Origin of the sequence: Amycolatopsis sp. MtRt-6 (assembly GCF_017308975.1) — a bacterium.
Taxonomy (GTDB): Bacteria; Actinomycetota; Actinomycetes; order Mycobacteriales; family Pseudonocardiaceae; genus Amycolatopsis.
On record NZ_JADWPD010000015.1, the window covers coordinates 154,706 to 168,892 of the forward strand.

General features: G+C 74.3%; 1 protein-coding gene. It reads left to right on the forward strand.

Going from position 1 to position 14,187, the window contains the following annotated elements:
- Positions 1-10: 10 nt before the first annotated feature.
- Positions 11-14,182 carry a type I polyketide synthase gene (locus tag I4Q55_RS25305; protein WP_206791055.1) on the forward strand — a complete coding sequence of 4,724 codons (14,172 nt, stop codon included), beginning with the start codon at positions 11-13 and terminating at the stop codon, positions 14,180-14,182.
- Positions 14,183-14,187: the final 5 nt, after the last annotated feature.

Genomic DNA, 14,187 nt, shown 5'->3' on the forward strand with positions numbered 1-14,187 from the left:
CTGCGGCACGGTGCGCACCGATCTCATCAAGCCACTTCACGTCGCACTCCTGGAGAACGCGACCCGTTTCGCCGACAAGGTCGCCTTCGCCGACGACCACCGGGCGGTCACCTACGGCGAGCTGGAGGCGCGTACGCGCCGGCTCGCCGGGCACCTGGCCGCGCTGGGTGTCCGGCACGGCGACCGGGTGGCGTTCTGCCTCGGCAACCGCGTGTCCACTGTGGAGAGTTACTACGCGATCCTGCGCGCGGGCGGTACCGGCGTCCCGCTCAACCCCGGCGCGGCGACGGCCGAGCTGCAGCACCCGCTGGAAGACAGTGGCGCGGTGGCCGTCATCACCGACGCCGCGCAGGCGGCCCGGCTCCGGTTCGCCCCGCACGTCCGGCTGCTGGTGACCGGCGACGACGTCCCCGCGGGCGCGCACGCCTACGACGAACTCGCCGGCACCGAACCGGCCGAGCCCGCCGCGGACGACCTCGGCCTCGACGAGCCGGCCTGGATGTTCTACACGTCGGGGACGACCGGCCGGCCCAAGGGCGTCCTGTCGACCCAGCGCAACGGCCTCTGGTCGGTCGCCTCCTGCTACGTGCCGATCCCGGGGCTTTCGGAAGAAGACCGGGTGCTCTGGCCGCTGCCGCTGTTCCACAGCCTTTCGCACATCGCCTGCGTGCTTTCGGCCACCGTCGTCGGCGCCACCGTCCGGATCGCCGACGGCAGTTCCGCCGACGACGTGATGCGGCTGCTCCGCGCCGAGGAATCGACGTTCCTCGCCGGGGTGCCGACCACCTACCACCACCTGGTGCGCGCCGCCCGGCAGAGCGGGTTCGCCGCGCCGAGCCTGCGGATCGGCCTGGCCGGCGGCGCGGTCCTCGGCGCCGGGCTGCGCAGCGAGTTCGAAGAAACCTTCGGCGTGCCGCTGATCGACGCCTACGGCAGCACCGAGACCTGCGGCGCCATCACCATGAACCCGCCCGACGGCGCCCGGGTCGACGGCTCGTGCGGCCGGCCCGTGCCCGGCGTCGGCGTCCGGATCGTCGATCCCGAAACCGGGCTCGACGTGCCCGCCGGGCAGGAGGGCGAGGTCTGGGTCAGCGGGCCGAACGTCATGCTCGGCTACCACAACAGCCCCGAGGCGACCGCCGCCGCGATGCGCGACGGCTGGTTCCGGACCGGCGACCTGGCCAGCCGCGACGACGCCGGCTACTTCACCATCCGCGGCCGGATCAAGGAGCTCATCATCCGGGGTGGTGCGAACATCCACCCCGGCGAGGTCGAGGCGGTCCTGCGCACGGCCGACGGCGTCGCCGACGCGGCCGTCGGCGGTGCCCCGCACGACACGCTCGGCGAGGTGCCGGTCGCCTACGTCATCCCCGGGCCGTCCGGGTTCGACGCGGACGCGCTGATCGAGAAGTGCCGCGAACAGCTGTCCGCCTACAAGGTGCCGGAGCGGATCCTCGAAGTCGCCCACATCCCGCGGACCGCGTCCGGCAAGATCCGGCGTGGCCTCCTGGCGGGCGAGCCCGGCGAGGTGCGGTACGCCGCCGCCGAGCACGAGGAGCAGTCCCGGCAGGCCGACGAGACCGTCGCCGCGGCGCTGCGGGCGCGACTGTCCGGTTTGGACGAACGCGCGCAGCGGGAACTGCTGGAAGACCTCGTCCAGGGCTTGGCCGCCGAGGTGCTGGGGCAGCCGGTCCCGGCCGGCCGCGCCTTTCGCGACCTCGGCTTCACCTCGCTGGCCATCGTCGAGCTGCGCAACCGGCTGACCGAGCACACCGGGTTGTGGCTGCCGGCCGGCGCCGTCTTCGACCACCCGACGCCGGCGGCGCTGGCCGCCCGCGTCCGGACCGAGCTGCTCGGGCTCACCCAGGACATCGCCGAGCCGGTGGTGGCGGCCGACCCGGACGAGCCGATCGCGATCGTGGGCATGGCGTGCCGGCTGCCCGGCGGCGTCACTTCCCCCGAAGAGCTGTGGCGGCTGGTGGCCTCGGGCGCCGACGCCGTTTCCGGCTTTCCCGACGACCGCGGCTGGGACCTCGACAGCCTGATCGACCCCGACCGGGCGCGCCCCGGGACGTCGTACGTCGGCGAGGGCGGCTTCCTGCACGACGCCGGCCAGTTCGACGCGGGGTTCTTCGGGATTTCGCCGCGTGAAGCCGTCGCGATGGACCCGCAGCAGCGGCTGCTGCTGGAGACGTCGTGGGAGGCCCTGGAAAACGCCGGGGTCGACCCGATCGCGCTGCGGGGCACCGGCACCGGGGTGTTCTCCGGCCTGATGGGCCAGGGCTACGGGGCCGGCCCGGTTTCGCCGGAACTCGAAGGTTTCGTCACCACCGGGGTCGCGTCGAGCGTGGCTTCGGGCCGGGTGTCCTACGTGCTGGGCCTCGAAGGCCCGGCGGTCACCGTCGACACGGCGTGTTCGTCTTCGCTGGTCGCGATGCACCTCGCCGCGCAGGCGCTGCGGCAGGGCGAATGCTCGATGGCCCTGGCCGGCGGTGTCACGGTGATGGCGACGCCGGGTTCGTTCGTGGAGTTCTCCCGCCAGCGCGCGCTGGCCCCCGACGGGCGGTGCAAGGCCTTCGCGGCGGCCGCCGACGGGACCGGGTGGTCCGAAGGCGTCGGCGTGGTCGTCCTCGAGCGGCTGTCGGTGGCCCGGGAGCGCGGCCACCGGGTGCTGGCCGTGCTGCGGGGCAGCGCGGTGAACCAGGACGGCGCGTCCAACGGCCTCACCGCGCCGAACGGCCTGTCCCAGCAGCGGGTCATCCGCCGCGCCCTGGCCGCGGCCGGGCTGGCACCGTCCGATGTGGACGTCGTCGAGGCGCACGGGACCGGGACGACCCTCGGCGACCCGATCGAGGCGCAGGCGTTGCTGGCGACCTACGGCCAGGAGCGGGAGCAGCCGTTGTGGCTCGGTTCGCTGAAGTCGAACATCGGCCACGCGCAGGCGGCCGCGGGGGTCGCGGGCGTGATCAAGATGGTGCAGGCCCTGCGGCACGAGGTGCTGCCGCGGACGTTGCATGTCGACAAACCGACTCTTGAGGTGGACTGGTCCGCGGGGGCGGTCTCGCTGTTGACCGAGGCTCGGGAGTGGCCGCGGACCGGACGGCCGCGCCGGGCCGGGGTGTCGTCGTTCGGCGTCAGCGGGACCAACGCGCACCTGATCCTGGAGGAGGCGCCGGCCGAAGAGCCGGTCACCACCCCGGAGGCCGCGGTGGTGCCGCTGGTCGTGTCGGCGCGGAGCCAGGAGGCGCTGACCGGGCAGGCCGAGCGGCTGGCGTCCTTCCTCGAAGGCGACGTCTCGCTGACCGAGGTGGCGGCCGCGCTGGTGTCGCGTCGCGCGGTGCTGGACGAACGCGCGGTCGTCGTGGCCGGTTCGCGGGCGGAAGCAGTGGCCGGGCTGCGGGCGCTGAACCCGGCCGGTTCGGCGACGCCGGGCAAGGTCGTATGGGTGTTCCCGGGCCAGGGGACGCAGTGGGCCGGGATGGGCCGCGAGCTGCTGGAGTCGTCCCCGGTGTTCGCCGAGCGGATCGCCGAGTGCGCGGCGGCGCTGGAGTCGTGGATCGACTGGTCGCTGCTGGACGTCCTGCGCGGCGAGGGTGACTTGGACCGGGTCGACGTGCTGCAGCCCGCGTGCTTCGCGGTGATGGTGGGGCTGGCCGCGGTGTGGGAGTCCGTGGGCGTGCGCCCGGACGCTGTTGTCGGCCACTCGCAGGGCGAGATCGCGGCCGCCTGTGTGTCCGGGGCGTTGTCGCTGGAAGACGCCGCGAAGGTGGTTGCCCTGCGCAGCCAGGCCATCGCGGCGGAGCTGTCGGGCCGGGGCGGGATGGCGTCGGTCGCCCTGGGCGAGGACGACGTCGTCGAGTGGCTGGCGGACGGGGTCGAGGTGGCCGCGGTCAACGGGCCGGCGTCGGTCGTGATCGCCGGAGACGCCCAAGCTCTCGACGGGACGCTGGAACGCCTTGCCGCGCAAGGAATCCGGGTGCGGCGGGTGGCCGTGGACTACGCCTCGCACACCCGGCACGTCGAGGACATCCGCGACACCCTCGCCGAGACCCTGGCCGGGATCGACGCGCAGGCGCCGGCCGTGCCGTTCTACTCCACCGTCACGAGCGAGTGGATCCGCGACGCCGGGGTCCTGGACGGCGGCTACTGGTACCGGAACCTGCGCAACCAGGTCCGGTTCGGGGCGGCCGCGGTAGCCCTGATCGAACAGGGGCACCGCGTGTTCGTCGAGGTCAGCGCGCACCCGGTGCTGGTGCAGCCGATCAGCGAACTCACCGACACGGTCGTCGGGACACTCCGGCGGGACGACGGTGGCCCGCGTCGCCTGCTGACGTCGATGGGCGAGCTGTTCGTCCGCGGCGTCGACGTGGACTGGACGGCGGTCGTGCCCGCCGCCGGGTGGGTCGATCTGCCGACCTACGCCTTCGACCACCGGCACTACTGGCTCGAACCGGCGCCGGCCGGGGACTCGCTCCTGGGCACGATCGTCAGCACACCCGGTTCGGACCGCGTCACGGCCGTGGCGCAGTGGTCGCGCCGGGCGCAGCCCTGGTCGGCGGACGGCCTGGTGCCGAACGCGGCCCTGGTCGAGGCGGCCATCCGGCTCGGCGACCTGGCCGGCACGCCTTTCCTCGCCGAACTGACCGTCGACGCGCCCGTGGTGCTGCCGCCACGTGGCAGCCGCGAGGTCCAGCTGCTCGTCGGCGAACCCGGCGAGACACCCGAGCGGTCGATCGAAGTCTTCTCCCGCCTGGCGGACGCCCCGTGGACGCGGCACGCCCACGGCACACTCGCTCCCGCCGCCGCCGAGGCGACGGGCAGGGGGACCGCATGGGGAGACGCCACCGACGTCACCGTCGACGGCCTGCGGGACGTGGACCACTACGGGATCCACCCCGCGCTGCTGGACGCCGCCGTCCGCACGGTCGTCGGCGACGGTCTGTTGCCGTCCGGCTGGACCGGCGTGTCCCTGCTGGCTTCCGGGGCCACGGCCGTGACCGTGACGCCGACGGCGACCGGCCTGCGGCTGACCGACCCGGCCGGGCAGCCCGTGCTGACCGTCGAAGCGGTACGCGGCACGCCGTTCGCGGCAGCTCGGCAGACCACCGACTCGCTGTTCCGCGTCGAGTGGACGGAAATCCCGCTGCCCGCCGAAGCCGCGGACGCCGTGCCGTACGAAGCCACGTCGGTCGAGGCAACGCTGGCCAAGCTTCAGGACTGGCTGGCGGACCCCGCGGAAACCCGGCTGGCCGTGCTCACCGGGGACTGCGCCGAGCCCGGCGCGGCCGCGATCTGGGGCCTGGTGCGCTCGGCGCAGTCGGAACACCCCGGCCGGATCGTGCTGGCCGACCTCGACGACCCCGCCGTGCTGCCCGCCGTGGTGGCGAGCGGCGAACCGCAGGTGCGCGTGCGCGACGGCGTCGCGTCGGTGCCCCGGCTGGCCCGGGTGACCCCGACGCAGGACCCGCGGCCGCTCGACCCGGAGGGCACCGTCCTGATCACCGGCGGCACCGGCACGCTCGGCGCGCTGACCGCCCGGCACCTCGTCACGACCCACGGCATCCGGCACCTGGTGCTGGTCAGCCGCCGTGGCGAAGCCCCCGAACTCCACGACGAGCTGACCGCGCTGGGCGCGTCCGTCACCATCGCCGCCTGCGACGTGGCCGACCGGGCCCAGCTCGAAGCCGTCCTGGCGGCCATCCCGGCCGAGCACCCGCTCACCGCCGTGATCCACACCGCCGGTGTGCTCGGCGACGGCGTCGTCACCGAGCTGACCCCGGACCGCCTGGACACCGTGCGGCGGCCGAAGGCCGACGCCGCCCGGCTCCTGGACGAGCTGACCCGGGACGCCGACCTCGCCGCGTTCGTGCTGTTCTCCTCGGCCGCGGGCGTGCTGGGCAACCCCGGCCAGGCCGGGTACGCGGCGGCCAACGCCGAGCTGGATGCCCTGGCACACAAGCGGAACAGTGAAGGCCTGCCCGCGGTCTCGATCGCGTGGGGTTACTGGTCGACCGTCAGCGGCATGACCGAACACCTCGGTGCCGCCGACCTGCGGCGCAACGAGCGGATCGGGATGTCCGGCCTCCCCGCCGGCGAAGGCATGGCCCTGCTGGACGCCGCCCTCGGCACCGGGGGCGCACTGGTGGCGGCCAAGTTCGACGTCGCCGCGCTGCGGGCGACGGCGAAGGCCGGGGGACCGGTGCCGCCGCTGCTGCGCGGCTTGGCCCCGCAGCCGCGCCGGACAGCGGCCGAGACCGCGTCGCTGACCGAACGGCTCGCCGGGCTGGGCGAGACCGAGCAGGCCGCGGCCCTGCTCGACCTGGTGCGCCGGCACGCCGCCGAGGTGCTCGGCCACCGCGACAGCGCATCCGTCCACTCAGGACGGACCTTCAAGGACGCCGGCTTCGACTCGCTGACCGCGGTCGAACTGCGCAACCGCCTCGCCGCCGCGACCGGGCTCACCCTGTCCCCGGCGATGATCTTCGACTACCCGAAGCCCCCGGCGCTCGCGGACCACCTGCGCGCCAAGCTCTTCGGCGAGAGCACCCCGCGACCGGCCGAGATCGGGACCGCGGCGGCCGACGAGCCGATCGCGATCGTCGCCATGGCGTGCCGCTTCCCCGGCGGCGTGCAGAGCCCGGAAGACCTGTGGCGGCTGGTCGCCGACGGCGTCGACGCGGTCACCGAGTTCCCCGCCGACCGCGGCTGGGACACCGACCGGCTCTACCACGAAGACCCCGACCACGAGGGCACCACGTACGTCCGGCACGGGGCCTTCCTCGACGACGCCGCCGGGTTCGACGCCGCCTTCTTCGGCATCTCGCCCAACGAGGCCCTCGCCATGGACCCGCAGCAGCGGCTGCTGCTGGAGACGTCCTGGGAGCTGTTCGAGCGCGCCGCGATCGACCCGACCACCCTGGCCGGGCAGGACATCGGCGTCTTCGCCGGCGTCAACAGCCACGACTACAGCATGCGGATGCACCAGGCCGCCGGCGTCGAGGGCTTCCGGCTCACCGGCGGCTCGGCGAGCGTGCTCTCCGGCCGCGTCGCCTACCACTACGGCATCGAAGGCCCGGCCGTCACGGTCGACACCGCGTGCTCGTCTTCCCTGGTGGCGCTGCACATGGCGGTGCAGGCGCTGCAGCGCGGCGAGTGCTCGATGGCGCTGGCCGGCGGCGTGATGGTGATGGGCACCGTCGAAACCTTCGTCGAGTTCTCGCGGCAGCGCGGGCTGGCCCCCGACGGCCGGTGCAAGGCGTTCGCCGACGCCGCGGACGGCACCGGCTGGTCCGAGGGCGTCGGCCTGCTCCTGGTCGAGCGGCTGTCCGAGGCCCGGCGGCGAGGCCACCAGGTCCTGGCCGTGGTCCGCGGGTCGGCGGTCAACTCCGACGGCGCGTCGAACGGCCTGACCGCCCCGAACGGCCCGGCCCAGCAGCGCGTGATCCGCAAGGCGCTGGCCGCCGCCGGGCTGTCCACATCGGACGTCGACGCCGTCGAGGCGCACGGCACCGGCACCACCCTCGGCGACCCGATCGAGGCGGAGGCCCTGCTCGCCACCTACGGCCAGGATCGCGAGCGGCCGCTGTGGCTCGGCTCGGTGAAGTCGAACCTCGGGCACACGCAGGCCGCGGCGGGTGTCGCCGGCGTGATCAAGATGGTCATGGCCATGCGGCACGGCGTCCTGCCGAAGACGCTGCACGTCGACCGGCCGTCGTCCCATGTGGACTGGTCGGCCGGTGCGGTGGAGCTGCTGACCGAGGCCCGTGCCTGGCCGGTCGACGGCCACCCGCGCCGGGCGGGCGTGTCGTCGTTCGGCATCGGCGGCACCAACGCGCACGTCGTCCTCGAAGAGGTCCCCCAGCCGGTCGTGCCGCCGGAGCCGGAGCCGGAGCCCGCGGAGTTCCTGGTGCCGGTGCTCCTCTCCGCGCGTTCGGCTGCCGGACTGCGCGGGCAGGCCGCGCGGCTCGCGGACTTCCTCGGCACTGACGTGCGTGTCCCCGACGTCGCGCACGCCCTGGCCACGACCCGGGCCCAGCTCGACCACCGGGCCGTCGTCCTGGCTTCCGACCGGGAACAGCTCCGCGGCGACCTCGCCACCTTCGGCCCGGGTGTGGTGTCCGGGTCGCCGGTCGACGGCAAGCTGGCCGTCCTGTTCACCGGTCAGGGCAGCCAGTGGGCCGGCATGGGCCGCGGGCTCGCCGAGGCGTTCCCCGTCTTCCGCGACGCTTTCGAGGCCGCGTGCGACGCCGTGGACGCGCACCTGGGCGGCCGTCCGCTGCGCGAAGTCGTGTTCGGCGAGAGCGCGTTGCTCGACCAGACGATGTACACGCAGGGCGCGCTGTTCGCCGTGGAGACCGCGTTGTTCCGGCTCTTCGAGTCCTGGGGCGTGCGGCCGGACCTCCTGGCAGGCCACTCGATCGGCGAACTCGCCGCCGCGCACGTGTCCGGCGTGCTGGACCTGGCCGACGCGGGCGAACTGGTCGCCGCGCGCGGCCGGCTGATGCAGGCCCTGCCCGCGGGCGGCGCGATGGTCGCCGTCCAGGCGACCGAGGCCGAGGTCACGCCCCTGCTCGGCGACACTGTCCGCGTGGCCGCGATCAACGGCCCGGACTCGGTCGTCGTCTCCGGCGCCGAGGACGCCGTGCTCGCCGTCGCCGCCGAACTCGCGGGCCGCGGCCGCAAGACGAAGCGGCTGACCGTCAGCCACGCCTTCCACTCGCCGCTGATGGAACCGATGCTCGACGAGTTCCGCGCGGTCGCGGAGCGCCTGACGTACCGGACCGGTTCGCTGCCCGTCGTCTCGACGCTGACCGGGGAGATCGCGGCCCTCGACACCGCTGACTACTGGGTCGGCCAGGTGCGGAACGCCGTGCGCTTCAGCGACGCCGTCACCGAGCTGCACACCCAGGGCGCGACGACGTTCGTCGAGTTCGGCCCGGGCGGAGCCCTCGCGGCGATGGCGCTCGGCACGCTCGGTGGCTCGGAGCAGAGCTGCGTCGCCACCCTGCGCAAGAACGGCGCGGAGGTCCCCGACGTCCTGACCGCGCTCGCCGAACTGCACGTCCGGGGCGTGGCCGTGGACTGGACGGCCGTCCTCGACCGGCCGGGCGCGGCGGTCGGGACCGTGCTGCCCACCTACGCGTTCCAGCACGAGCGGTACTGGGTCGGCACCGGCGAAACGCCTCCGGTCGTGGCCAAGCCGGCCGAGCCGGCCGAGCCGGTGCGGGACGTCCTGGAGCTGGTCCGCGAGAGCGCCGCGGTGGTGCTCGGGCACCGGGACGCGGATGCGTTCGACCTCGACCGGTCCTTCAAGGACCACGGGTTCGACTCCCTCAGCGCGATCAAGCTCCGCAACCGCCTGCGCGACTTCACCGGCGTGGAGCTGCCCAGCACGCTGATCTTCGACTACCCGAACCCGGCGGCCGTCGCGGCCCACCTGCGGGCCGAACTGCTCGGCGAGCGCCCGGCCGCGCCGGTCGTGGTGCCGCGGGACGTCTCCGACGAGCCCATCGCGATCGTCGGCATGAGCACCCGCCTGCCCGGCGGCGCGGACAGCCCCGAAGAGCTGTGGAAGCTCGTCGCGGAAGGGCGGGACGCCATCTCCGGCTTTCCCGTCGACCGCGGCTGGGACCTCGACGGTCTCTACCACCCGGACCCGGCCCACCCGGGCACGAGCTACACGCGCAACGGCGGCTTCCTGCACGACGCGGCCCAGTTCGACGCCGGGCTCTTCGGCATCTCGCCCCGCGAAGCCCTGGCCATGGACCCGCAGCAGCGGCTGCTGCTGGAGACGTCCTGGGAAGCCCTCGAACGGGCGGGCGTCGACCCGCTGTCCGCCCGCGGCAGCGACGTCGGCGTCTTCACCGGGATCGTCCACCACGACTACGTGACACGGCTGCGCGAAGTGCCCGAAGACGTCCAGGGCTACACGATGACCGGGACGGCTTCGAGCATCGCGTCCGGCCGGGTGGCCTACGTGTTCGGCTTCGAGGGCCCGGCGGTCACCGTGGACACGGCGTGCTCGTCGTCGCTGGTCGCGATCCACCTGGCGGCGCAGGCGCTGCGGCAGGGCGAGTGCTCGATGGCACTGGCCGGCGGCGCGACCGTGATGGCCAGCCCGGACGCCTTCCTCGAGTTCTCCCGCCAGCGCGGCCTGTCGGCGGACGGGCGGTGCAAGGCCTACGCGGAAGGCGCGGACGGCACCGGCTGGTCCGAGGGCGTCGGCGTCGTCGTCCTCGAACGGCTTTCGGTGGCCCAGGAACGCGGCCACCGGATCCTGGCCGTGCTGCGCGGCAGCGCGGTCAACCAGGACGGCGCGTCGAACGGTCTGACCGCGCCGAACGGCCCGTCGCAGCAGCGGGTGATCCGCGGCGCGCTGGCCACGGCCGGACTCGCCCCGTCCGATGTGGACGTCGTCGAGGGTCACGGGACCGGGACGGCGCTGGGCGACCCGATCGAGGTCCAGGCCCTGCTGGCGACTTACGGGCAGGACCGGGAGACGCCGCTGTGGCTCGGCTCGCTCAAGTCGAACATCGGGCACACGCAGGCCGCGGCCGGGGTCGTCGGCGTGATCAAGATGGTCATGGCCATGCGGAACGGCGTCATGCCTGCCACGCTGCACGCCGGTGAGCGCACGAGCCAGGTCGACTGGTCCGCGGGCGCGATCGAGGTCCTGGCCGAGGCCCGCGAGTGGCCGCGCAACGGCCGTCCCCGCCGGGCCGGCGTGTCCTCCTTCGGCGCCAGCGGCACGAACGCGCACCTGATCATCGAGGAAGGCCCCGCCGAAGAACCCGCGGCGGACGAGACCGCACCCGTCGTGCCGCTGGTGGTGTCCGCGCGCAGCACCGCTTCCCTGGCCGGCCAGGCCGGCCGGCTGGCGACGTTCCTCGAGGGGGACGTCTCCCTGGCGGGCGTGGGCAGGGCCCTGGTGTCGAGCCGCGCGACGCTGAACGAACGCGCGGTCGTCATCGCGAGTTCGGCTGATGAGGCCCAGGATGGGTTGCGGGCGCTGGCCCGCGGCGAGAACGCGCCCGGCGTCGTCACCGGGACCGCGGGCAAGCCGGGCAAGGTCGTCTGGGTGTTCCCCGGCCAGGGCTCGCAGTGGCTCGGCATGGGCCGGGAGCTGCTGGACTCCTCGCCGGTGTTCGCCGAGCGGATCAAGGACTGCGCGGCCGCGCTGGAGCAGTGGACCGGCTGGTCGCTGCTCGACGTCCTGCGCGGTGACACCGGCTCCCTGGACCGCGTCGACGTGGTGCAGCCCGCCAGCTTCGCGATGATGGTCGGCCTCGCCGCGGTGTGGGAGTCCCTGGGCGTCGTGCCCGACGCCGTGCTGGGCCACTCCCAGGGCGAGATCGCCGCCGCCTGCGTGTCCGGGGCGTTGTCGCTGGACGACGCGGCGAAGGTGGTCGCGTTGCGCAGCCAGGCGATCGCCGTGGAACTGGCCGGACGCGGTGGCATGGCCTCGGTCGCGTTGAGCGAAGAAGACGCGCTCGCGCGGCTGGCGCCGTGGGCCGGCCGGGTCGAGGTCGCCGCGGTCAACAGCCCGTCCTCGGTGGTCGTCGCGGGTGACGCGCAGGCCCTCGACGAGGCCCTGGACGCGCTGGCCGGCGCCGGCGTCCGGGTGCGGCGGGTCGCGGTGGACTACGCCTCGCACACCCGGCACGTCGAGGCCGTCGCCGAAACCCTGGACAAGTCACTGGCCGGGATCAGCGCGCAGGCGCCGGTGATCCCGTTCTACTCCACCGTCCTCGGCGCGTGGCTCGGCGACGCCGTCGTCGACGGGGACTACTGGTACCGGAACCTGCGGCAGCAGGTGCGGTTCGGCCCGGCGGTCGCGGACCTGGCCGGGCGGGGACACACGGTGTTCGTCGAGATCAGCGCCCACCCGGTGCTGGCCCAGCCGCTGAGCGAAATCAGCGACGACGCGGTGGTGACCGGGTCGCTGCGCCGCGACGACGGCGGTCTCCGGCGCCTGCTGGCCTCGGCCGCCGAGCTGTACGTCCGCGGCGTGGCCGTGGACTGGGCCGCGACGCTGCCCGCGGCCGGCTGGGTCGACCTGCCGACGTACGCCTTCGACCGGCGGCACTTCTGGCTGCAGGAGGCCGAGCGGGCGGAGGCCGCCGAAGGCGCGGACGGCGAGTTCTGGACCGCGATCGAACAGTCCGATGTGGACAGCCTGGCCGAGCTGCTCGACCTGGTCCCCGAACAGCGCGGGGCACTCAGCACTGTCGTGCCCGTGCTGGCCGGGTGGCGGGACCGGCGCCGCGAGCGCTCGACCGCGGAGAAGCTGCGCTACCACGTCACCTGGCAGCCCCTGGAGCGCGAAGCCACCGGCGTGCCGGGCGGGCGCTGGCTGGCCGTCGTCCCGGCCGGCACCACCGGCACCCTCCTGGACGAGCTGGCCGGGCAGGGGCTCGACCTCGTCCGGCTGGTGATCGGTGCGCCGGCACGGGAACAGCTGGCCGAGCGGCTGCGCGGTGTCGTGGCGGACAACGACCTCGCCGGCGTGCTGTCGCTGCTCGCCCTCGACGGCGGGCCCGCGGACGCGACCGAGATCACCGCCTCGACGCTCGCGCTGGTCCAGGCCCTCGGCGACACCAACGTCGCCGCGCCGCTGTGGTGCCTCACCTCCGGCGCCGTGAACATCGGCATCCAGGACACCGTCACCGCACCGGCCCAGGCCGGTGTCTGGGGCCTCGGCCGCGCCGTCGCGCTGGAGCGCCTCGACCGGTGGGGTGGCCTGGTCGACCTGCCCGCCGCGGTCGACGCGCGCACGGCCCAGGCCCTGCTCGGCGTCCTGAACGGCGCCGGCGGGGAAGACCAGCTCGCGGTCCGGCGCTCGGGCGTCTACAGCAGGCGGCTGGTCCGCAAGCCGGTGCCGGAGGCCGCGACGGGCAAGTGGGAACCGCGGGGCACGGTCCTGGTCACCGGCGGTGCCGAAGGGCTCGGCCGGCACGCCTCGGTCTGGCTCGCGCGATCCGGCGCCGAACGGCTCGTCGTCACCGGCGACGGCGTCGACGACCTGCGGGCCGAGCTGGCCGAGCTCGGCACCGCGGTCGAGTTCTGCGCCGACCGGGACGCCCTGGCGCGGCTGGTGGCGGACGCGGAGGTCACGGCGGTGGTGCACGCCGCCGACATCGCGCAGACCAGCTCCGTCGACGACACCGGACGGGCCGACCTCGACGAGGTGTTCACCGCCAAGGTGACGACCGCGGTGTGGCTGGACCAGCTGTTCGAGGACACCCCGCTCGACGCCTTCGTCGTGTTCTCCTCCATCGCCGGCATCTGGGGCGGTGGCGGGCAGGGCCCGGCCGGTGCGGCCAACGCCGTCCTCGACGCCCTGGTCGAATGGCGCCGGGCCCGCGGCCTCAAGGCGACGTCGATCGCCTGGGGCGCCCTCGACGAGATCGGCATCGGCATGGACGAGGCCGCCCTCGCCCAGCTGCGCCGCCGCGGTGTCCTCCCGATGGCGCCGCAGCTCGCGGTCACCGCGATGGTGCAGGCCGTCGCCGGCAACGAAAAGGCCGTGGCGGTGGCCGACATGGACTGGGGTGCCTTCATCCCCGCGTTCACCTCGGTCCGGCCCAGCCCGCTGTTCGCCGACCTGCCCGAGGCGAAGGCGATCCTGCAGGCCTCGCAGGACGACGGCGAGGACGGCGACACCGCGTCGTCGCTCGCGGACTCCCTGCGCGAGGTCCCGGACGCCGAGCAGAACCGCATCCTGCTGAAGCTGGTCCGCGGGCACGCCTCGACGGTCCTCGGCCACAGCGGCGCCGAAGGCATCGGCCCGCGGCAGGCGTTCCAGGAGGTCGGCTTCGACTCCCTGGCCGCGGTCAACCTCCGCAACAGCCTGCACGCGGCCACCGGGCTGCGGCTGCCCGCGACGCTGATCTTCGACTACCCGACACCGGAGGCGCTGGTCGGCTACCTCCGCGTCGAGCTCCTCCGGGAGGCCGACGACGGCCTGGACGGGCGGGAAGACGACCTCCGGCGGGTGCTCGCGGCCGTGCCGTTCGCCCGGTTCAAGGAGGCGGGCGTCCTGGAAGCCCTGCTCGGCTTGGCCGAAGCGGAAGCCGGGCCGGAGCCGGAGGTCCCCGCACCGGCCGCCGCCGACGACGCAGAACTGATCGACGCACTGGACATCTCCGGTCTCGTGCAACGGGCCCTCGGGCAGACGAGCTGACCGCC